Source organism: Thalassospira sp. B30-1, assembly GCF_015767575.1.
Lineage (GTDB): Bacteria > Pseudomonadota > Alphaproteobacteria > Rhodospirillales > Thalassospiraceae > Thalassospira > Thalassospira xiamenensis.
In genome coordinates, this window is record NZ_CP065232.1 from 2,948,845 (window position 1) to 2,972,238 (window position 23,394).

The 23,394-nt window shown below is 54.6% G+C and carries 16 protein-coding genes; 4 read left to right on the forward strand and 12 right to left on the reverse strand.

Annotated features, from left to right (window positions below):
- Complete coding sequence (locus IT971_RS14115; protein ID WP_063093450.1) at positions 1 to 1,506, forward strand: tripartite tricarboxylate transporter permease; 1,506 nt, start codon at positions 1 to 3, stop codon at positions 1,504 to 1,506.
- A 130-nt stretch (positions 1,507 to 1,636) separates the two neighbouring features.
- Positions 1,637 to 2,650, forward strand: coding sequence for a LacI family DNA-binding transcriptional regulator (locus IT971_RS14120; RefSeq protein ID WP_065702063.1), 1,014 nt, complete (start codon positions 1,637 to 1,639; stop codon positions 2,648 to 2,650).
- Positions 2,651 to 2,656: 6 nt separating this feature from the next.
- Here IT971_RS14120 and fdhD read toward each other — a convergent pair whose 3' ends face one another.
- From fdhD to fhuF, 11 genes are all read right to left on the reverse strand, one after another.
- Positions 2,657 to 3,469 carry a formate dehydrogenase accessory sulfurtransferase FdhD gene (gene fdhD, locus IT971_RS14125; protein ID WP_231858561.1) on the reverse strand — a complete coding sequence of 271 codons (813 nt, stop codon included), beginning with the start codon at positions 3,467 to 3,469 and terminating at the stop codon, positions 2,657 to 2,659.
- Positions 3,466 to 3,690 carry a formate dehydrogenase subunit delta gene (locus tag IT971_RS14130; protein ID WP_063093452.1) on the reverse strand — a complete coding sequence of 75 codons (225 nt, stop codon included), beginning with the start codon at positions 3,688 to 3,690 and terminating at the stop codon, positions 3,466 to 3,468. Before IT971_RS14130 ends, fdhD begins: the two co-directional genes overlap by 4 nt.
- 96 nt (positions 3,691 to 3,786) lie before the next feature.
- Complete coding sequence (fdhF, locus tag IT971_RS14135) at positions 3,787 to 6,666, reverse strand: formate dehydrogenase subunit alpha (RefSeq protein ID WP_063093453.1); 2,880 nt, start codon at positions 6,664 to 6,666, stop codon at positions 3,787 to 3,789.
- Positions 6,667 to 6,671: 5 nt separating this feature from the next.
- Positions 6,672 to 8,228, reverse strand: coding sequence for an NADH-quinone oxidoreductase subunit NuoF (locus IT971_RS14140; RefSeq protein WP_063093454.1), 1,557 nt, complete (start codon positions 8,226 to 8,228; stop codon positions 6,672 to 6,674).
- On the reverse strand, positions 8,225 to 8,704 hold the full coding sequence (locus tag IT971_RS14145; protein ID WP_063093455.1) for a formate dehydrogenase subunit gamma: 480 nt from the start codon (positions 8,702 to 8,704) through the stop codon (positions 8,225 to 8,227). The genes IT971_RS14140 and IT971_RS14145 overlap by 4 nt, the downstream gene beginning before the upstream one ends.
- A 122-nt stretch (positions 8,705 to 8,826) precedes the next feature.
- Positions 8,827 to 9,720 carry a LysR family transcriptional regulator gene (locus IT971_RS14150; RefSeq protein WP_007090606.1) on the reverse strand — a complete coding sequence of 298 codons (894 nt, stop codon included), beginning with the start codon at positions 9,718 to 9,720 and terminating at the stop codon, positions 8,827 to 8,829.
- A 254-nt stretch (positions 9,721 to 9,974) separates the two neighbouring features.
- Entirely contained in the window at positions 9,975 to 11,717 is a 1,743-nt protein-coding gene (locus IT971_RS14155; RefSeq protein WP_007090607.1) for an OFA family MFS transporter, read from the reverse strand.
- A gap of 259 nt (positions 11,718 to 11,976) precedes the next feature.
- The gene (locus IT971_RS14160; protein WP_063093456.1) at positions 11,977 to 14,004 is read right to left on the reverse strand and encodes a cache domain-containing protein; all 2,028 of its coding nucleotides are present in this window, start codon (positions 14,002 to 14,004) and stop codon (positions 11,977 to 11,979) included.
- Positions 14,004 to 15,431, reverse strand: a complete 1,428-nt coding sequence (locus tag IT971_RS14165; protein ID WP_063093457.1) for a sigma-54 dependent transcriptional regulator — start codon at positions 15,429 to 15,431, stop codon at positions 14,004 to 14,006. Before IT971_RS14165 ends, IT971_RS14160 begins: the two co-directional genes overlap by 1 nt.
- A 203-nt stretch (positions 15,432 to 15,634) precedes the next feature.
- Positions 15,635 to 17,710: a TonB-dependent receptor gene (locus IT971_RS14170; protein WP_063093458.1), complete on the reverse strand. Its 2,076-nt coding sequence runs from the start codon at positions 17,708 to 17,710 to the stop codon at positions 15,635 to 15,637.
- A gap of 260 nt (positions 17,711 to 17,970) precedes the next feature.
- On the reverse strand, positions 17,971 to 18,627 hold the full coding sequence (fhuF, locus tag IT971_RS14175; RefSeq protein ID WP_007090611.1) for a siderophore-iron reductase FhuF: 657 nt from the start codon (positions 18,625 to 18,627) through the stop codon (positions 17,971 to 17,973).
- 233 nt (positions 18,628 to 18,860) lie between these two features.
- Here fhuF and IT971_RS14180 point away from each other — a divergent pair, with 233 nt between their 5' ends.
- Positions 18,861 to 20,570: an ABC transporter ATP-binding protein/permease gene (locus IT971_RS14180; protein ID WP_063093459.1), complete on the forward strand. Its 1,710-nt coding sequence runs from the start codon at positions 18,861 to 18,863 to the stop codon at positions 20,568 to 20,570.
- A gap of 70 nt (positions 20,571 to 20,640) precedes the next feature.
- On the opposite strand, the gene IT971_RS14185 is transcribed toward IT971_RS14180, so the two are convergent.
- A complete protein-coding gene (locus tag IT971_RS14185) occupies positions 20,641 to 22,140 on the reverse strand; it encodes a CoA-acylating methylmalonate-semialdehyde dehydrogenase (RefSeq protein WP_063093460.1) in 1,500 nt (499 codons plus the stop codon).
- A gap of 147 nt (positions 22,141 to 22,287) precedes the next feature.
- On the opposite strand from IT971_RS14185, the gene IT971_RS14190 reads away from it, so the two are divergent.
- Entirely contained in the window at positions 22,288 to 23,175 is an 888-nt protein-coding gene (locus IT971_RS14190) for a LysR family transcriptional regulator (protein WP_037992681.1), read from the forward strand.
- Positions 23,176 to 23,394: the final 219 nt, after the last annotated feature.

A 23,394-nucleotide genomic window follows, 5' to 3' on the forward strand; every position in this document is an offset into this window, starting at 1 on the left:
ATGGATTTTCTTTCCATTTTAACGCCGTTCTTCTTTACCCTGGTTGCATCCGGCACGGTGATCGGCATCATTTTTGGTGCGATCCCCGGAATGACGGCAACCATGGCGGTCGCGGTGTGTTTACCCCTGACCTATTCCCTTGGTCTGGAAAACGGTCTGGCCCTTTTGCTGGGTCTTTATGTTGGCGGCATTTCGGGCGGACTTGTTCCGGCTATTCTTTTGAATATCCCGGGAACGCCATCCTCAATCGCCACCACATTTGACGGCTACCCCATGACCCAAAAGGGCGACGGTGAAAGCGCCCTTCGGATCGCAGTCATTTCATCTTTTGTCGGCGGCATCATCAGTCTGGCGGCACTCTTCTTCTTTGCCCCCGCACTTGCCGACTTTGCGATCAAATTTTCATATGTTGAAAAATTCCTGATCATCTTCTTTGCGCTGACCGTTATGGCAGCACTTAGCAGCAACATGCTCGTTGGCGTTTTCAGTGGCGTGCTTGGTATCTTCCTTAGCCTGATCGGTGCCTACGATATTTCGCGCGGCGGCAACGGCGAATTGCGTCTGGTACCTGAATTTCTGGAATATTACCTTGAAGGTGGCTTCTCGCTGCTGCCGGTACTGATCGGGATCTTTGGCCTGTCGACCATCCTGATCGAAGCCGAAAGTGGCATGAAGGACGAAAAAGGTCTTTCATCGGTCAAGATTGGCAAAGGCAAACGTTTCGATTTTTCCGTCTTCAAAGGTCAGTTCGTCAACCTGATACGATCTTCAGGGATTGGTACTTTTGTGGGCATTTTGCCCGGTGTCGGCGGCAGTGCCGCATCGATCCTGGCCTATAGCCAGCAAAAAAACTTTTCAAAAAATCCGGAACGCTTTGGCAAAGGCGAACCTTCCGGCGTCATGGCATCGGAAAGTGCGAATAACGGCCTGACCGGCGGCGCGCTGGTACCGTTGCTTTCGCTTGGCATTCCCGGTGATTCCACAACCGCCATCCTGATCGGTGCCTTCACCTTGCAGGGCATTCAGGTCGGCCCCCTGTTTATCGGCAACAATCCGGTAACCTGGGATGCGATGATTGTTGCCATGCTTGCAGCAAACATCGTGATGCTGATTGTCATGATCTTTGCCATCCGGCATATCGCCAAGGTGGTGATGATCCCGAAAAACATCCTGTTTCCGATCATCTTGATGATGTGCGTTGTTGGCGCATACACCATCAATTACGGCGTGATGTTTGATGTCTGGACGTTGTTGATATTCGGTTTGTTTGGCTACTTTGCCCATAAAATCGGCTTGGAAATCGCCCCCTTCATCATCGGTTTTATCCTTGGTCCGTCGGCGGAAATCTATTTCGTCAAAAGCATTGAATCGTTTGGCACGCTCTCGATCTTCTTCACCAAAAGCTGGATCGCGGTTCTGTTGTGGATACTGATTGCACTTTCCGTCTGGTTCTCGGTTGCAATTTCTCGCAAAAAGAAACGGGACCTGACGGCATCTGGCAATTAAGATAAAACGCGATTGCCATCCAGTGATGCCAATGTGAAGGTGCCCTCGGATCAAGCCGATGCCAAGGGCACCTTCACAAAATGACTTCAACAGAGAAACCGTTTTGCCGAAAAACGAAACACCGCACACAATGTCTCAGAGCAAAGAACACCATTCGGGCACCGTAACGATGGAATCCGTCGGGCGACTTGCCGGTGTGTCGCAGGTGACGGTTTCGCGTGCCCTTAATGATCCGTCCAAAGTGTCAGCAAAGACACTTCAACGCATCAAAGATGCAATCGAACTGACCGGTTATGTGCCAAACATGGTCGCCGGGGCCTTGGCATCCAAGCGAAGTCACCTGATTGTTGCCCTGATCCCGTCCATCACCAACTTCGCCTATTCCGAATTCATCAAGCATTTCATTCAGGTGATGCGCGGGCATGGCTATCATGTTCTGACTGCTGAAACCGGCCTTTCTATGGAAGAAGAAGAATCGGTCCTCGCAACCATGCTAAGCCGCCGTCCCGATGGCATCATGATGACCGGGATCAATCATTCGGCAAAATGCAAACGGATGCTTCTGGGCTCCGGAATTCCGGTTGTTGAAATCTGGGACATGACGGAATCCCCGATTGATACCTGTGTTGGCTTTTCACATGCAAAATCGGGCGAGGAAACCGCGAAGTTCGCGCATAAAAAGGGCTATCGCAATGCGCTGGCCATTTCGGCCGCCGACGAACGTGCGCTGCGACGTAAGGATGCTTTCTGCGAAACCTTTCGCAAGCTAGGCAACAATCCCGTCAAAGAGATATGCCTGGATAGTCCCGCCAGTCTGGAACTGGGACGAAAATCGCTTGCACAGGCTATTGATGAGGGCTTCAAGAACGGCGTTGTCATGTGCAGTTCCGACCTGCTGGCACATGGGGTCATCATCGAAGCGCAGACACGCAATCTGCGCATCCCCGAAGACATTGCAGTGATCGGCTTTGGGAACCAGAATTTTGCCGCTTTCACAGTACCAAGTTTGACATCGCTTCACGTTGACCGGGCTTATCTGGGCTCTCAGGCGGCGACAGCCTTAATGGCACGCATCGACAAAAAGCCGCTGCAAAAAAACTGCATCGATATCGGATTTGAAATTGTCGAACGGGATTCCGCCTGATTTGGCTTAGGCAAAACGCCGGAACAACCCGCGCCGTTCGCGGCAGATCATCGTCAATCCCGCCTGTCGCGCCAGATTGACCGCGGTTAATGTCGGCCCCGAAAGGGTTACAAGTCCGCCCACCCCACATTGCACGGTTTTGGTGACGATTTCATATGAACAGCGGCTGGTCATAAGGATGAAACCACCGGCCTTATCAACACCCTGACGCACCACCGCACCCAGAACCTTGTCGAGCGCATTATGACGCCCGATATCCTCGCGCACAATGCGGATGGAGCCAGTCGCATCGACAAAGGCACTGGCATGTAAAAGACCGCCGCCTTCACGGTTGCGCGTCTGCTGATCGGGAAGGGCGTCAATCGCACCAAGCACGATGTCTTGTGGCATATTTGAAGGCGTCACCTTACCGATCCGGTCCATCGCCACCGCCTCAAGCGACTGCACCCCGCAAAGCCCGCAACCCGAACGCCCTTCAAGAGTGCGCTTGCGGATTTCAAGCCGATCCAGAATATCCTCATCCAGATCGGCCTCGATCACATAACCCTGCAAGGTTTTGCGCACATCACGCAAATTGATCTGCCCGGCATGGTCCGCAATGCCTTCGGACAGGGCAAACCCGATCATGAAATCCTCAAGATCGTGCGGCGATACCATCATCACCGCGTGGGATGTGCCGTTAAATGTCAGGGCCGCCGGAATTTCCGGTTGCAGGATCATCGGCGCATCATCACTGCCATCGCCGCGCGTCACGGCACGCGCCGGGTCATGGTCACGGCCATCAATGATGAGGTTTGCCGATGTCATTTTTGCTGTCACGCCGTTTGTTTGACCTTGCGGATCGATGGGGCGGCTTCGATCACCAGCGGATGGAAACCGCCATGGCCGCTTTCGATCATGTCAAAAAGCTGCTTGCGCATGCGCGGTTCCCAGAAATCGCTGATATGCCCGGCCACCCCCTCGACCCCTTCGGCGTGGGGTTTTGATGTGAAAAAGGTCGCAATCTGATTGGCCATATAGACGAGTTTGTCAGGTGCCATTGACGTTTAATCTCCCGCCGGAATTCTTGATTTTACGGACGAAAACACCCGGTTTCATGACACGATCCTATCATGAAACCGGGCAACATTTCGCGCCTATTCGGCCGCATCAACACGTGGAAGGATCCGGCGTGACTGTTCAGCCTGCTTGTCATATTCCACCTGCCATTCGGTCGGCCCGTTACTCGGCGTGACCTGAACCGCGGTAACCTTGTATTCCGGGCAGTTGGTCGCCCAGTCGGTATAATCGGTGGTGATCACGTTGGCCTGCGTGCCCGGATGGTGGAAGGTCGTGTAAACCACCCCCGGTGCAACCCGGTCGGTAATCGTTGCTCGCAACGACGTTTCACCCGACCGCGACGCCAGACGGATCCAGTCCCCTTCGCGAATGCCACGCTGTTCGGCATCATGGGGATGGATTTCAAGCAGGTCTTCCTTGTGCCATGCAGTGTTTTCCGTCCGTCGCGTCTGTGCCCCCACGTTATATTGGCTAAGGATGCGCCCCGTCGTCAGCAACAGCGGGAAGCGCGGTCCGGTACGCTCGTCGGTTGCAACATATTCGGTCACAACAAACTTGCCCTTGCCGCGCACAAAGCCGTCGATATGCATCACCGGCGTCCCCAGCGGCGCCTTTTCATTGCATGGCCACTGGATCGATCCTTCGCGTTCCAGAAGGTCATAATTGACCCCGGCAAAGCTTGGCGTGGTGCGGGCAATTTCATCCATGATCTGCGACGGATGGGTATAGTTCCAATCAAGCCCCATCGCACGCGCCAGATTCTGGGTCACTTCCCAATCGGCAAAGCCGTTTTTCGGACTCATCACCTTGCGAACACGGTTGATACGACGTTCCGCATTGGTAAATGTCCCATCCTTCTCAAGGAAGGTCGAACCGGGCAGGAACACATGCGCATGATTTGCCGTTTCGTTCAAAAACAGGTCATGAACCACAACGCATTCCATTGCCGCAAGACCGGCGGCAACATGCTTGGTATCCGGGTCCGATTGCAGAATGTCTTCACCCTGAATATAGATGCCCTTGAAAGTGCCTTCGACAGCGGCATCAAGCATGTTGGGAATGCGAAGACCCGGTTCGTCATCGAGTTTGACACCCCAGATTTTTTCAAACACATCGCGCGTCGCATCATCGCTAATATGGCGATAACCCGGTAATTCATGCGGGAACGATCCCATATCACACGAACCCTGCACGTTGTTCTGCCCACGCAGCGGGTTCACACCCACGCCCGGACGCCCGATATTACCCGTCGCCATCGCAAGGTTGGCAATCGCCATTACCGTGGTTGATCCTTGGCTGTGTTCGGTCACGCCAAGCCCGTAATAGATCGCGCCATTGCCACCGCGCGCAAAAATACGCGCTGCCTTGCGCACGGTTTCCGCCGGAACCCCCGACAGGCGTTCGACCTCTTCCGGGCTATTTTGCGGGTCGGATACAAACGCCGCCCAATCCTGGAATTCATCCCAGTCGCACCGTTCGCGAATGAATGCCTCGTCAAACAGGCCTTCGGTCACAATCACATGCGCAAGCGACGTCAGAACCGCAACATTGGTACCCGGACGCAATGCCAGATGGGCGGCGGCCTTGATGTGCGGTGACTGCACCAGATCAATGCGACGCGGATCAATCACGATCAGCTCCGCCCCCTGACGCAACCGCTTTTTAAGGCGCGATGCAAAAACAGGATGCCCGTCCGTCGGGTTGGCCCCGATCAGGATCACAACATCGGTATGTTCGACACTGTCAAAATCCTGCGTCCCGGCCGATGTCCCGAATGTGGTTTTAAGGCCATAACCGGTCGGCGAATGACAGACACGCGCGCACGTATCAACGTTGTTATTACCAAACCCGGCCCGGATCAGCTTCTGCACAAGGAAGGTTTCCTCGTTCGTGCAACGCGATGACGTAATCCCGCCAATCGCGGCCTTGCCGTATTTTGCCTGAATCGAACGGAACTTGTCCGCCGTGTATCTAAGGGCTTCTTCCCAACTGACTTCGCGCCACGGATCAGACGTGTTTTCGCGGATCATCGGGTTCAGGATACGGTCCTTATGGCTGGCATAGCCATAGGCAAACCGCCCCTTAACGCACGAATGCCCGCGGTTGGCCTTGCCATCCTTGTACGGCACCATGCGCACCAACTCATCGCCGCGCATTTCCGCCTTGAACGAACAGCCGACGCCGCAATAGGCGCAGGTGGTGACGACCGAATGTTCCGGCTGACCGATTTCGATCACCGATTTTTCCTGAAGCGTTGCCGTCGGGCAGGCCTGAACACAGGCACCACACGACACGCATTCTGAATCCAGGAAGTTTTCATGCATGCCCGGCGACACCCGGCTTTCAAACCCGCGCCCCTCAATGGTCAGGGCAAAAGTCCCCTGCACTTCCTCGCACGCCCGCACACACCGCGAACAGACGATACATTTCGACGGGTCATAGGTGAAATACGGGTTGCTCTCGTCCTTGGCCATATAGCGCGGGTTTTCCTCGCCATTCTGGCGGGTTTTGACGTGGTTGCCCCCATCATAGCCATAACGCACATCGCGCAGGCCAACCGCACCGGCCATATCCTGTAATTCGCAGTCACCATTCGCCGCGCAGGTCAGGCAATCCAGCGGGTGATCGGAAATATAAAGTTCCATCACGCCCTTGCGGATTTTCTTCAATCTTTCGGTCTGGGTATGAACAACCATGCCATCCGCGACCGGGGTCGTGCAGGATGACGGGGTGCCATTGCGGCCTTCGATTTCCACCAGACACAGGCGGCATGAACCGAACGCATCGACCATGTCGGTCGCGCATAGTTTCGGCACTTGAATGCCCGCCTCCATTGAGGCCCGCATGATCGACGTGCCTTCGGGCACGGTCACATCAAATCCGTCGACATTAATTGTCACGGTCTTGTCGGATTTCGCGGCGGGGGTTCCGTAGTCGACTTCTTGTATCAAGGACATCGTTCTCACTCCGCGGCTATATCAAGCGAATGAGGCTTGAAATCATCAGGGAAATGGGTCAGCGCGCTCATCACCGGATAGGGCGTAAACCCGCCCAGCGCACATAGCGACCCGAACTTCATCGTTTCGCACAGATCGGCCAGAAGTTCCTTTTGCATTTCGGGATCTTCGCCGCGCGCGATTTTATCCACAACTTCGGTGCCGCGTGTTGATCCAATGCGGCATGGCGTGCATTTGCCACAGGATTCAATCGCACAGAATTCCATGGCAAAACGGGCCTGTTTCATCATGTCGACACTGTCGTCAAACACGACAACACCGGCATGACCGATCAAACCATCTGCCTTGGCGAATGCCTCGTAATCAAACGGCGTGTCAAACAGTTCGCGCGGGAAATATGCGCCCAGCGGGCCTCCAACCTGAACCGCCTTGACCGGGCGACCACTTGCCGTACCCCCACCGATCTGATCAACGATTTCACCCAGTGTCAGGCCAAAGGCCGTTTCATAAAGGCCGCCATGTTTGACATTGCCCGCGATCTGGATCGGGATGGTCCCGCGCGAACGGCCCATGCCGAAATCGCGGTAATATTCCGCACCCTTTTCAAGGATTACCGGCACCGAACACAACGAGATAACGTTGTTAACAACCGTCGGCCGTGCCATGAAGCCCTCAAGTGCTGGAAGCGGCGGCTTGGCGCGAACAACCCCCCGTTTGCCTTCCATGCTGTTCAACAGCGAGGTTTCCTCGCCACAGACATAGGCACCCGCCCCCATGCGGACTTCCATGTCGAACGCGTAATCCGATCCCAGAACCTTAGGCCCCAGCAGCTTGTTTGCCCGAGCGACTTCTATTGCTTCGTTCATGATGCGGATCGCATCAGGATATTCCGACCTTGTATAGACATATCCCTTGGTCGCCCCGGTCGCCAGACCGGCAATGATCATGCCTTCGATCAGAACGAATGGCTCGCCCTCCATGATCATGCGGTCGGCAAATGTACCACTGTCGCCTTCGTCGGCGTTACAGACGATGTATTTCTGATCCCCCGGCGCCTGCCGGACCGTATTCCATTTGATACCCGTCGGGAAACCGGCACCACCGCGCCCGCGCAGACCTGAATCCGTCACTGCCTTGACGATATCCTCGGACGTCATCTTAAGGGCATTTTCAAGCCCCTTGAGCCCGTCATTGGCACGGTAATCGTCAAGCGACACCGGATCAATAATCCCGCACCGCTGAAAGGTCAGGCGCGTCTGCGCCTTCAGGAACGGGATATCCTGCGTATGGCCAAGGTAACGTTTATGATCACTACCGTTCAGGAAACCGGCATCAAACAGGCTATCGACATCTTCGACCGCGACCGGGCCATAGGCCAGACGACCGCGCGATGTTTCGACCTCGACCATCGGCTCCAGCCAGTACATGCCAAACGAACCGTTACGCACGATCTGAACATCTTCGCCGCGTTTCGCCGCCGTTGCGGCAATGGCAGTTGCGACTTCGTCCGCACCAAGGGCAACGGAACCTGAGTCAAGCGGGACGTAAATCTTGACTGTCATGATCCCACCTCGCTCAGGATGCGATCAAGGCGATCCTTGCTGACCCGTCCGATGACCTTGCCATCCACCATGGCGGCCGGCGCACAGGCACAAAGCCCAAGACAGAAAACCGGTTCAAGCGTCACATTCTGGTCGCTGGTCGTTTCCGACCAGTCGACTTTCAGTTTGCGCTTCGCATGATCGCTCAGATCATCCGCGCCCATCGACTGGCACGCCTCGGCGCGGCAGATCTTGATCACGTGTCTGCCCGGCTTTTCTTCACGGAAATCATGATAAAAACTGGCAACCCCGTGGACTTCCGCCCGGCTGAGATTGAGCTTCTTGGCAATGGCCTGAAGGGCACCTTCGGGAATAAAGCCAAATTCTTCCTGCACTTCATGCAGAATCGGCAAAAGCGGCCCTTCAAGTCCGGCCAGACCATCACAAATGGTACCAACCCGGACGGATATTTCCTCGGTCGTCTCTGTTGCAGACATGCAAGCCTCTCTCACTTAGCAGTCTATTGAATTCTTTGTTATTCTTCACAGTGTCGGTGATTGCCAACGCCTGTTCAATAAAGCCATCCCGTTACGCGATAGCGAAAACCTATCAAGCCCTCTCAGGCGGGCTCCAGTTCAGAAATATTCTTTGCTTCTTTCAGCAACGCCGACACAACCGGTGTTGCCGGTTCGCGCTTTGCCGCGATCATACCCACCAGATGCGACGCATCCGGATCAACAATCGGGATCGATTTGACCCGGTCGCGCATACTGAATTCCTTGACCATCTTGACCGGCATGATGCTGGCCCAGTTACCGGTATGCACATGGGTAAAAAGCGCAATCATCGAATCACTTTCCAGCGTCGGGCTGATACGCGCCCCCGCCTCGTTCAGATGCTGATTGATAATCCGCCGGTTCTGCATATCGGGTGTCAGCAAACATAACGGAAATTCTGCCGCCTCACGCCACGTGATGCTTTCGCGGTCACCGATATCATCGAAATTCGATGTCACAAGATGATAGCGCTCATAATAAAGCGGGATCGATGTCACACGGCCAAGCGGCTCATTATCCAGATAGGTAATCCCGACATCGATTTGAAGATTATCAAGCAGCGCCTGAATTTCGGTCGAAGTCCGCGACAGTACCGCAAAGGTCACATCGGGATGCTTTTCGCGAAACGGCGTGGTCAATTCATGGACCATCGAAAGTGCTGTCGGAATAACCGCAATCTGCACCTGCCCGGTCAGACCGAACCGCATCGCCCGCATTTCATCACGCATCGAACGCGAACTTCCGACAATATGGCGCGCCCATTCCAGAACCCGCTCGCCTTCTGGCGTCAGCCCCTGATAGCGCGAACCACGACGCACCAGCACCACACCAAGATGGTCTTCAAGCTGGCGCAGGGCACTGGAAAGGGTCGGCTGTGTCACACCGCATTCCTCGGCGGCGTGACCAAAATGCTGCTCTCTGGCAAGCACGATAAACATTTCGAGTTTGTCGATCATGGCGTATCCGGCGCCTTTCGGGGAACCCCCGTCTGGTGGCGCACTTTATGTGATTGATGGACACCATTTGCGGGGCGGGTGTCCTGATTGCAGGATAACCCGAATGGCCATAAAAGCCGAAGGGTTAATCCTGCAACAGGACCGGACATGACATTGATGCACTATCATGTCCAGGCGGGTCCGGGGACAGACAAACATACCCGGGCCCAGTGGTACCGGTCAGGGCCAAAGCCGACCGGCACCGGGGTTCGGTGTTACGCCTCAGACGTTGCCTCGCGACCGGTCGGGGTCGGTTTGGCCGGGTCCGCTGCGGTTTCCATGTAATGCTTGTCATGGATCGGCTTGACCAGCGCGTTGGCAATCAGGCCAATCACCAGCAGGGCCGCCATGGCATACATGGTGGTGTTATAAAGGCTTGGCGTCGGATCAACCGTCCCGGCCGGGGCGATTTCCATCAGACGGCCAATCGTCACGGTTTTGGCCGCAATCAGCTGATCAAGCTGTTCCATACCCGCACCGAACTTTGCCTGAAACGCTGCCGGATCGATCTTGGCAGCCAGCTCCTTGATCGAATTGCCGACCGATGTCTGACGCAGCTGGGTGATGGCAAGCGGGCCAAGCACGCCCGCGACACTCCATGCGGTCAGAAGACGACCATGGATGCCACCGACATATTTGGTTCCGAAAACATCTGCCAGGTAGGCCGGAATGGTCGCAAAACCGCCACCATACATCGTGAAGATGATCATGGTTGCGCCATAGAACATCACAAGCCATGTCACCACCGGGTTCACACTGACCTGCCCCGCAGCATACGGGATCGACAGATACAGGATGATGCCAAGGATGAAGAAGCAGTAGTAGGTGTTCTTGCGTCCGATATAGTCCGAAATCGACGCCCAGAAGAACCGGCCACACATGTTAAAGACCGAAATCATGAACACATAAGTCGCGGCAAAGCCGGAATTGACCACCAGCGGCAGGGTGCTGCCGAAAATCTCGCTCATCATGGTTTTGGCAACGCCAATCACCCCGATGCCTGCCGTCACGTTAAAGCACAGCACGATCCAAAGCATATAGAATTGCGGGGTTTTCAGGGCCTGATCGATATGAACGTTGTTCTGGGTGATCATGCGCTTGGATGCAGTATCTGCGGTCGGCGGTGTCCAGCCAGCCGGGAGCCATCCTTCGCGCGGTACACGATACGAAAACGCCGCAATGACCATGACGATGAAATAGGCAATGCCAAGCGTAAAGAAGGTCGCCGCCGCACCGGTATTGCCCGTGCCCGCAACATATACGCCCTGCTCGATCGTCACCGGCGCCGACGCCACCTGTGCCGCACCGGCCACAACAACCTCGACCATCTGGCCTCCGACTTCGGCCATACGCTTGCCGCCTTCGGTGACAAGGTTCACGGCACTTTCCGGGCCAAGATATTCCGGCACCTTATAGAAGAATGAAAGCAGGCTTTCCTTGATCGGCGTTGCGATCATCGCACCACCGCCAAAGCCCATGATCGCCATACCGGTTGCCATGCCGCGACGGTCCGGGAACCAGCGGATCAGGGTTGATACCGGCGATACATAGCCAAGCCCAAGGCCACAACCGCCAAGCGCGCCATAACCCAGATAAACCAGCCAAAGCTGATGGGTCGCAATGCCCATGCCACCGATGATGAAACCACCGCCCCAGCAAAATGCGGCAACAACACCCACCATACGAGGGCCGACTTCTTCAAGCCATTTTCCGCCGAATGCCGCGGCCAGCCCCAGAAATACAATCGCGACCGAGAAAATCCAGACAACAGATTGCAGGCCCCAGTCACCAGAGCTTGACGCAACCACGCCGAATTCCTTGATCAGTGGCGGGTTGAAAATCGACCAAGCATAGACAGAGCCGATGCAAAGATGAATGGCGATGGATGCTGGCGGAACTTTCCAGCGATTGAAATCGTCCCCTGCGACGATATGTTCTTTTTTAAGGCGATCAAACATTTGTGTTTTTCCTCCCGGTATTATGTTCATCCGGCGGCCCCATCCCCCCAAATCGGCTGAATGCTGCAAGGCCATATCGGTAAGACCCGGAAAACACACTTTCGCAATCGCTATGCCATTCAGCCTGTTGCCTGATTTTCTGGAAGTTTTTGAAAGACAATCATCATATTGCAGCGCACGCGGGTGGACAAAATGTCCAACAAATTTTTACTGTGCAATGCACCATCCGGACAAAATGTCCAACCTAATGGCAGAACAATCAATCCGCTTCAGGCAACCAGATGGTGAATAACGTGCCCTTGCCCGGCTCGCTCTCAACCGCCATGGCCCCGCCCTGCCGGTCAATCAGGGTTTTGCTGATCGATAAGCCCAACCCCGTGCCTTCGCGGCGCTTGGTCGTATAGAAAGGATCGAAAATACGCCCCAGTATGTCGGACGACATCCCCGTTCCCGTATCGCGGATCGAAATGCGAATGCCAGGTTTTCCGTTTCGATCAAAATCCTCGTCAATCAGGGTCAGGGTGCCACTTCCGGGCATGGCATGCAGGGCATTGACCATCAGATTGACCACCACCTGCTGCAATTCCGTCCGGTTCATCAGAATAAGCCGTCTGGCCCGGCTCTCGCGCGCAACCTCGATATCGGCCTTGTTCAACAGATGCTGCACCAGCGGCAGGCAGTCACCAATCACCTCGCCTGGCGAATGGCGTTCGACAAATCCGGCATATTCTTCGGGTTTGGCAAATTGCAGAAGCTTGGTGACAATCAGGTTGATACGGCTGACCTGTTCGTCAATCAGGCGGAATTCGGTTTCGGCAATTCGCACATTTTCGCCCAGTAAATCACGCACCACATCAAGGTTCCCCTGAAGCACCGCCACCGGATTGTTGATTTCATGGGCCACACCGGCGGTAATTTCACCGATGGCTGCCAGTTTCTCGGACATGATCAATTGCTTGGTCGTCGCTTCAAGCTGGCGGTTGGCTTCGCGCAGTTCGCTGGTGCGCGCATCCACCCGCGCGTTCAGTTCCTCGTTCCAGGCGCGCAAACGTTTGTCACGTTCCTGCACCTGATCAAGCAGATCATCAAGATGTTCCGCCACCAGCGATATTTCATCCTGCACCTGATCAATATGGGTTCGCGCGCCAAAGTCTCCGCTCTCGACCCGTGCAATCGTCTGGGTCATACGTTCAAGCGGCTTGAAAATACCGCGCGCCCATCGCAGGAAGATCGGAACGCTCAGCGTCGCGACAAACAGAAACGCCACAATGATGATCAGAAGGCTTTCATATTTCGTCTGGGCAAACGGCGCTTCAAGGAACCCGACATACAGCATCCCGACACGGTCGCCAAAGCTGTCCACAATCGGCTCATAGGCTGAAATGTACCAGTCATTGACGACAAACGCGCTATCAAGCCACACCTTGCCGTCTTCCAGAACATTCTGGCGCACCGCACTCGAAACACGGGTGCCCAGCGCACGTCGCCCTTCAAACAGCCGCACATTGGTGCTGATTCGCACATCATCAAGAAAAAGCGTCGCCGTCCCCTGACTGCCTTCCGGAAGGCTGCTTTCGCGGTAAACCAGATCATTGATCGTATCAATGAACACAAGGTTCTGGTTTAACAATATGCCCCCGACCAGCGCGCCATCAATGTCCTCCGGCCCCACCATGGGCAGGGAAACATGACTTGCCGAATGCACAACCATGCCGCGCGTTTCGGCATCGCGCGTGGTTGGCACTGCATTGGGTGTCGGCACCAGATCAAGCTGCGCGCGTGCCGCCAGATCGGGCGAAATCGCCGCCAGATCGGCATTGTCAAAGATGTCCACCCCGGTCAAGGACGCCCCCGAAAGGGCTGTTGCAATCACCGGCCAGTCGGCATCAAGGCGCGGGGTGGCCTGCCGGGGGGACGCCCCTGAAACAATCCCCTGCCGATTGGCGATATACAGGAAATCAAGACCAAGCTCGGCCCGCTTTGCCGCCAGCAGATCATCGATCCGCGCCCGGTCCCCCGATGTCAGAACATCACGAAACGTCACTGATTGGCCAAGGGCTTCGATCTGTTCGCCGGTGGTTTCAAGGATATGGGTGAAATATTGATGGGCAATCGTCAGGTCGCCATTGACCTTTGATGTCAAAAGCGCGTCAAACTTGCTGTTCCAACGCACCATCATCACGCCCAGCAAAAGCGGCAGGATGACCAGTGTTGGCAATAACGCAATTGCCAGCAATTTGAACCGCACAGACCGGGTGCGTTTGGTGCGGCGGCCCGGCCACTGCATCAGTCGGCCCAATCGGCAAATTTGCGGTCAATTGTCTTGCGCGAAATGCCCAGACGCCGTGCGGCTTCATTACGATTGCCGTCGGTCTTGTGCACCATCGCCATAATGTGACGGCGCTCCATTTCCTCCAACGTTTCGTCATGGTCGGCATGTCCTTCGGCACCGGCCTGTTCATCACGAAACTCGGCCGGGAACCGCCCAAGGATCAGGGTGCGCTCGACAAGGTTGCGCAATTCGCGCACATTCCCAGGCCAGTCATATCGCGTCAATCCGGCCCGTACCGCCCCATCCATCGCCACTTGCGGCACGCCAAGCTGCTTGGAAAGTTTGCTCATGAACAGGCTGGCCAGTTCCAGCACATCATCCCCGCGCTCACGCAACGGCGGCATGGCGATATGCATGACATTGATCCGGTAAAACAGATCGGCACGGAACCGGCCCGCCTCGACCTCTGCCTCCAGATCGGCATTGGTGGCAAAGACAAACCGCAGATCGACCGGCGCCTCGCGCTCCGACCCTACCGGGCGGATACGGCGACTTTCAATCGCGCGCAAAAGCTTACTTTGCGTCGCCAGCGACAATTCCCCGACCTCATCCAGAAACAATGTGCCACCCTGCGCATGCATGAAAAGCCCGTCGCGCGTTGTTTGCGCCCCGGTAAAGGCCCCTTTCAGATGCCCGAACAATTCCGCTTCGATCATCTCGGATGGAATGGCCGCACAATTGATCGGCACAAACGGCTTTTCGGCCCGGTCGGACAACGCGTGTAACGAGCGCGCGGTCACTTCCTTGCCCGTGCCGCTTTCCCCGGAAATCAGTATTGATGTCGGAAGGGGTGCGACCCTTGCAATGGTTTCACGGATTTCCTGGATTTGCGCCGAATAACCAATCAGCTTGTCGCGCAACAACACATGATCGGATGTCGCGCGCAATTCATGGCGCAAAACATGGTTTTCGCGCCGTAACCGCATCCGGTCAAGGCAGCGCGCCACCGCATTCAAAATCTGGTTGGACCGAAACGGTTTCAGGACAAAATCAACCGCCCCGGCCCGCAATGCCTTGATCGCGGTATCCAGATCGGCATAAGCCGTCATCAGGATCGCATCTGAAAAAAAGCCGATTTCGCGCTGCTCGGTCAGCCACTCGACCCCGGACTTGCCCGGCATGATGTTATCAAGGATCACAACATCGAAATGATGCTGATCGAGAAGCTTGGTCGCTTCTTCGCAATCGGCGGCTTCCTCGACCCGTTTGGCGCGCGGTCCCAATGTACGCAAAAGGAAATTGCGCATCCCCGGTTCGTCATCGACGATCAGGATCGATGCTTTCTCCAGCCACGGCCCGAATTCCGGCCCCGGCTTGCCATCCGGTTGCGCTGCGGGTGATGGTGCCGCCAACTCCGGCGCACCCATTGCACTCGATCTCATTGATATTCCTCCGCCGATCTTCCCGGTCATTTTGTTTTTATTTTTTCGAAGATTAGATCAGCAGCACATGAAAAGCAAAACCGTTGGTCGCATTCCTCAAAGTTCTTCGCGCAAGCACAATAAAAACCGGGCGGGAAACCAATGTTCCCCGCCCTATGAATTCTGAAATATTTTGGGCACTACGCCCCAGATAAAACGACGTTCTAGAACTCGTAACGCGCTGCCACCCCGAAAGTCAAAGGTGCGCCAACATCGACGACTGTATCGCTCTGATTGGCTGTAACGTAACGCTCGTTAAACAGGTTTTTGACATAGCCGGTAAATGTCATGCTGCCAACGGCATATTCCGCATTCAGATTCACCAGCGTCACCGGATCGCTACGCCGTTCACCGACGACAGTCGAACCGCTAGTGATAAAGTTGGAAATGCTGTCATCCTGATAGACAACATTGGTTCCGATCATAAGACCGTTATCAAAGGTGTAATTGGCCCCGACGGATGCCTGATATTTCGGCGCAAACATGAATTCGTGGCCGCTATAATCAACACCGTCCGATACAAAAGAATTGTACTTGGTATCACTGTAAGACGCACCGGCATGCACAGAAAGTTGCGATGTGACCAGATATTGCGCCGAAAGTTCCGCTCCGGCCATCCGGCTATCAGCCGCATTGGCCACCTGGCGGTTGCCACTACTATCACGGAACGTAACCTGCTGATCGGTCCAGTCGGTGTAATAAATGTTGGCATTGGACCGCAAACGACGGTTCAGCCAATTGCCACGCCAAGCCAGTTCATAAGTATCGGTAAATTCAGGATCATAAGGTGTATGAAGGGCAAGTGATCGAAGATTCACCCCCCCACTGCGATAGCCGCGCTGCCACGTAACCCCGACAAGATGGTTCTCCGTCACGTCATAACTCAGGCCCAGTTTCGGCAGCAAAACACTGGAAGTGATATTTTCGTTTGCAGAAGGGTCCGTCGCCAAATTAAGCGTATCAACCGTGTAGTCAATCCGGGTGTGGTTTTCCTCATGGTCCCAGCGAAGACCAGTAATCAGGGTCCAGTCATTAACGAACTCCCAGTTTGCCTCGCCAAACAGAGCATAACTGTCAATTTCAACCTTGCCCTTTTCATTCATGACGGTTGTCCCGCTTACGGCAAGCTTGTCGTCAATATCACTGGTCGTCCGGCCAAGATAGGCACCAAAGAACCCGGTAAGATTTTCATAATCATAACCAAGCCGAACTTCCTGACTGGCAAGGGTCTGTTCATGCTCGCGAAGAGCCGCCTGCGACGTTGTTGGCGTCCTGTCGAAATCAAGGGCAGCACTATAATCAACAAGTGTCGCCGAACTGATGCTGGTCAATGTCCATTCACCATCCAGATACCAGTCGAGCTTGCCCGTTACCGCATTCTGATCAAACTTGTGATAGGTTTCGGTATTCTCGTATACATTGAAGTAATCTGGCACACCGTCATTTGCATCAACCGCATTAAGTCCGGCACGCTGATCATTATGCGAAAAAGTCAGCAGCACATCGACATCATCCGACGGCAGGAACAATAGCTTCCCGCGCACATTGGCCGACCGCAAAGGATTGGCATCATCGCCCAATGTCGGGTTACTGATGTATCCATCCTCGGTTTGATAATCGACGGCCAACCGTCCCGCCAACCTGTCTTCAATCAGTGCACCATTGGCAAGTGCCGATGAACCCTTTTCACCATAGCGGCCAAGATTTCCCTGTACGGCGAATTCGGGGGTAAATGTCGGGTCTTTGGTTTTCATCACCACCGCACCGGCAAGCGAGTTACGCCCTTGTGTGGTCGATTGCGCTCCGCGATAAACTTCAACCTGCTCAACATCCCAGACCGAGAGCGGATTGGCCGTCAGCAGACGGTTACTTTGGATCGCATCGTCAACATAAACCGAAATCGCACCGTTAAGGGCGGCTGCCCCCTGTTCGTCAAACCCTTGGATCGGAACACCGCGAATACCCCAGTTTTCGTTGCCGGACTGAGTATAGACGCCAGGCGTACCACTCAGCACATCCTGAAGGGTCTTCGCTCCTTCTTTGCGGATATCTTCGCTGGTGCTGACCGCAACACTCGAAAGTGTCCTGTCCTGACTGCGCTGGATTTTTTCTCCTGTGACGATAACTTCTTCTAGCTGAATAACTTCCTGCGGCACTTCCTCGTCCGCAAATACCGGCGTGATACCCAGCGCGCTGGAAGCCACCGCCAGCGCCAAAGAGTTTTTACTGAAAACTTGCATTACCTTGCTTCCCATTCAGAACCACATTTTTTCAAGCGTTGCGGTAAAGAAGTCAGAAGGTTCACACTGTCCGTTTCCCGCCTTCCCCCGCTCCCTGAAACATCTGTTGCGAATGATTAAGCACGATCAATTGCAAATGACAATAGTTATTATTCGCTATAATAAGCACGTATTTTCAGTGAATTAGTTTTTTTGAGGAGAAGCACACAGAAGATGCAGATACATACCACCCAGACCGAGCCGATAAGTCGCACCTCAATTCAGCCATGCTCATGGTAAATGGACCGCAGATAGCTCTCCTGTTCGGCCAACGGCTGCCTGTGCAATCGCGGACATGCTTCGCATAAAACCTCCGGCTTTCCGACAACCGGCGTATGAAGCAGATAATGCAGACAGCAATGCTTCCTTAACGGGATGCTTGAACAAATATCCGGGACAGGCGAAGCAACAATACGTTGCAAGCTTCTAATCTTTAACCGGCCATCGGCAACAACCGGCGTCTCCATCCATTGATGGGCCTTGGAAAAGGTTTCGGGGTCCAGCGCATCGCGCAATCTGTCAAACGCCCCGTCCCAGACCGCGATAACGTTTCCCCACAGCACTTTGGTCGATACACCACCCCACGCGGAAATCGTCGCAAACAACGGGTCCAGATGGTCGTTTAACACGCGCTCCCAATAGCCTGCGATCTGGTCGGATGAAAATGACGGAAGCCGTTCCATGACCTTTAATGCCACAGGGCGGGCGTCATCATGCAAAAGTTCGACATCCCCCTCCCAAACCCGAATTTCCAAATTTCGGGCCAATATTCCCGCCAATACCGCCGGGAACAGAACACTAAGGTAATTCATTGACCACTGGGACGCGATGGGTGGTCGCTTTGCTGCCGAATAGACCAAGGCGAACCGATCAAGCATCGGAAACAGAACGTCTTCCCGTGGAAGCTGCTGCAGCCTGACGGAAGAAAACCCGCAATGATCTGTCCGGATGACTTGACGGATGGGGGGCCATGTTTGGCAAAGCCAGTCTGGTAATTCCATAGCAAGCCCCTGCTAAAAAATGAGAACGCCAATCAGTATTATTAGCATTGCGACCATAACGAGCTGCCTCTATAAACTCAATCTGATTTATCCCGATCAGTTGAGGCATCATGAATACTTTGCAGGGCTTCTGGCGACTTGCGCGCCCTTTCTGGACATCGTCTGAAAAAATCCCTGCCCTGTTGTTACTGGCTGCGACCATCCTCATGAATCTCGGGCTTGTCGGGGTCAACATCCTGAACAATTTCTGGAATCTGAACTTTTATAACGCCTTGCAGGCTCTGGATTACGATGCTTTCCTGATCAGTGGCGGCCAGTTCATCCTGTTACAAGTCGCCCTCACGACCTTCACTGTCGCAGCTTTTCACTTTCAACAAAAACTGACGATCCGGTGGCTGCGCTGGTCAATCACAAACACGCTTCAGGATTGGCTGAAAGATCAACGATACCTTCTCTTGCAACTGGACTCTCCGGAAACAGACAACCCGGATCAACGGGTTGCCGATGACATCGACATGTTCATCGTCATTTCGCTCAAACTCGGTCTTGGGCTGATGACTGCTTTGGTGTCGCTCTTCTCTTTCCTGAATATTCTTTGGAACGCATCAGGCCTTGTGACAATTCCATTCGGAACCGAAAGTCTGGTAATCCCCGGACTACTGGTCTGGGTTGCATTGCTTTACTCGATTGCCGGGACGGGTGGTGCATTCTGGCTGGGGCGTGCCCTTCCCGGGCTTAATTTCTTGCAGCAACGCCGCGAAGCTGATTTCCGGTTTTCCCTGATGCGCCTTCGTGAACATGCGGAATCAATTGCGCAATATCGTGGCGAAAAAGCCGAAATGCGGACCTTCTCATCACGATTGGAAGCCGCCCTTCAGAACTTCTGGGAGCTGGTCAAAAAACAGAAAATCGTGCTCGGCTATTCCACATTCTATATGCGTACGGCCACCGTGATCCCAATGTTCATCATGGCACCGCAATTCTTTGCCGGGGCATTTCCCCTTGGCCGCCTGACCCAGATCAGCGCCGCCTTCGGCGAAGTTCACGAAGCCATGGCATATCTTGTCCGGGTCTTCCCGCAAATTGCCGAATGGAAATCTGTCGTCGACCGATTAACCGGCTTCCAGAACAGGCTCGATGCGCTTTCTTGCAATTCCGGCGTCAATATCCGCCATCTACCACATGCTTTCGAAATCAAGAAACTCAACCTATGGCTTCCCGGTGGCGAAAAAACGCTTCTGCGCGATTTTTCCCTGCAACTGACACCGGGGGATAGCCTTCTTATCCGTGCGCCGTCCGGCTTTGGAAAATCCACAATGATCCGTGCTGTTTGCGGCTTGTGGAAACACGCCTCTGGCAGCGCTGCTTACGACACGGAAAACGCTCTTATCCTAACCCAGAAACCATATTTTCCACTTGGAAAGTTGCATGATATTCTCTGGTATCCGCAAATTGCTGATGCCAATAATGATCCGGCTTTGTCGCATGCATTGCAACGGTTTGAACTGGGGCACCTGATTGAACAGCTTGATAGCGAAACCGACTGGTCAAAGAAACTCAGCATTGGCGAACAGCAGCGATGCTCCTTTGTGCGCGCTGTACTGCGAAAACCGAAAATTCTCTTCCTTGATGAAAGCACATCCGCACTTGATGAAAACGCGGAAACCCTCTGTTACCGCTATCTGAAAGAAGAACTGCCTGACACAATTCTGATCAGCATCGGACACCGTGCTTCACTGGAACAATTTCACTCCAGAATTCTGGAACTTGATAAAGATACCATTGCCCTTTCTGCCACCAGTCGCGAAGCATTGGTGTAAAGCAAGACATATCAAAAAAAGTGACAGCCCCTCGGGACTGCCACCTTATGTCTTCACGATCTTGCGAAAATCACTTCATCGTCGGCATGACGAATTCGGCCCCCTTGCGAATGCCCGTTGGCCAGCGCGAGGTAATGGTTTTCAGGCGGGTGTAGAACCGCACCCCTTCCATGCCATGCATGTGATGATCGCCAAACAGCGATGCCTTCCATCCGCCAAATGAATGGAACGCCATCGGAACCGGGATGGGCACATTGATGCCGACCATGCCGGTCTGGGTGCGGTTGGCAAATTCACGCGCCGTATCGCCATCGCGGGTAAAGATCGCAGTGCCATTGCCGTATTCGTGGCTATCAACAAGATCAGCCGCGGTTTCGAAATCATCGGTCCGTACGATCGACAGGACCGGGCCGAAAATTTCTTCCTTATAAATCGTCATGTCGGGTGTGACATTGTCAAACAGGGTGCCGCCAACGAAATAGCCGTCTTCATAGCCCTGCAAACGAATGTCACGGCCATCAACAACCAGCTTCGCGCCTTCTTCAACGCCCTTGTTGATGTAACCGACAACCTTGTCGCGATGCTGTGCCGTCACAAGCGGCCCCATCTCGGCTGCCGGATCTGTCCCCGGTGCAACCCGAAGCTCGTTAATGCGCGGAACAAGCTTTTCAACCAGCGCATCCGCCGTCGCCTTGCCCACCGGCACCGCAACCGAAATCGCCATGCAGCGTTCACCAGCCGACCCATATGCCGCCCCCATCAGGGCATCAACCGCCTGATCCATATCGGCATCGGGCATCACGATCATATGGTTTTTCGCACCGCCCAACGCCTGGCAACGCTTGCCCTGCGCAGTCGCGGTTTCATAGATATATTTCGCAATCGGGGTCGAACCGACAAAGCTGATCGCGCTGACATCCGGATCAAACAAAAGCGCATCAACCGCTTCCTTGTCGCCCTGCACAACGTTGAAAACGCCGTCGGGAAGACCTGCTTCGCTCAGCCATTCGGCAAGTAGAAGCGACGCCGACGGATCGCGTTCGGATGGTTTCAGGATGAAACAGTTACCGCAGGCAAGGGCGACCGGGAACATCCACATCGGCACCATGGCCGGGAAGTTGAACGGCGTAATACCGGCCACAATGCCAAGCGGCTGACGCACCGAATGGCTGTCAACCTTGGTGCCGACATTTTCGGTGAACTCGCCCTTCAAAAGCTGCGGCGCGCCGGTGGCAAACTCAACAACCTCGATCCCGCGGGTGACCTCGCCCAGCGCATCCGAAAGCACCTTGCCATGCTCGGCAGTGATCGCGGCGGCCAGTTCTTCGGAACGGCTTTCAAGGATACCAAGAAATTTATTGAGAATACGGGCACGACGCAGCGGCGTGGTGTTGGCCCATTCGGCGGCCACTGCACGTGCGCTTTCCACCGCGGCACGGACATCGGCCTTCGATGCAAGGTCAACCGTCGCACTCTGCTGACCGGTGGCCGGGTTGAACACGGCCGCTGTCCGGCTGGAAGTCCCGGCGACACGTTTGCCGTTAATGTAATGGGTGATCTGGCTGGACATTCGGCTTCTCCCGATAATCGTGATGATCTTTTGTTGCGGATCATAAGAAGACCGTCCGCAAAGTGGTTTAATTATGGATATGCATATGGATGCACATCAATTATCATTATTGCAAATTCGATGTGCAATTTTTAAAGTCGATAGATCATGGATTGGGATCGCATTCGCATCTTTCTGGCCGTCGCACGCCAGGGGCAGATCCTCTCGGCGGCCCGTCAGCTTGGCCTGAACCATGCCACGGTCGGTCGGCAACTGACCGCACTTGAACAGGAACTCGGCACCAAGCTTGTCGAACGGCGCACCACCGGATCGGAACTGACAGAGGCAGGAAAGGCATTAATGGGTGCGGCAGAGGCCGCTGAATCCGCATTCCTTAAAGTCGGCACCGCCTTCCCCAGCCGAGCAGAAGGCATCGCAGGCACCGTGCGCGTTGGCGTGCCCGATGGACTTGGGAACTATTTCCTGGCGCGTGAACTGGCGGGCTTTGCGGCAAAACATCCCGATCTGGTGATCCAGCTGGTGCCCCTCCCGCGCACCTTTTCGCTGTCCCAACGCGAAGCCGACATCGCCATCACTCTTGATCGCCCCAAACAGGGGCGGCTGGTGATCAAAAAGCTCACCGACTACACGCTTAGCGTCTATGCCTCCCAAAGCTACATAAAACAGTATGGTGCCATCCGGTCTGAACGCGACCTGACCGACCGGCTTTTTGTCACCCATATCGAAGACCTGATTTACAGCCGCGCGCTTGATTACGCCGCCCGCCTTGGCAAACTGATGAAGCGCCGATTTGAATGCGGCAGTGTCGTGGCCCAGATGGAAGCAGTGCGCAACGGGCATGGCATTGGCATCCTGCATGATTACGCCACCCGTGATGTGGCCGACCTGATCCGTCTGCTGCCCGATATCCGCTTTACCCGAAATTACTGGATGCTGCTGCATCCCGATACCAAGGATACCCGCGGGGTCGCCGCCGTCGCCGACCATATCAGCCGGGTCGTCCGCGCCGCGCGTGATCTTTTCGTCGCCGAATGATCAGACGCGAAAATCTGCGAATCTGATCTTCACATATGCACCCAACGGGCTTGCCACGATCAAATCCGGATGACATCGCAACACTATACGAACAGAAATAACCCGGTGCAAAATCCCCCCAGGAACAAGAACCATCAAGCTGTTCAGGTATCTAACCGGCATACCTTTGATTGTATTTTCACAGACTTAACTTGCAATTTTTTACTATGACCACTTGCA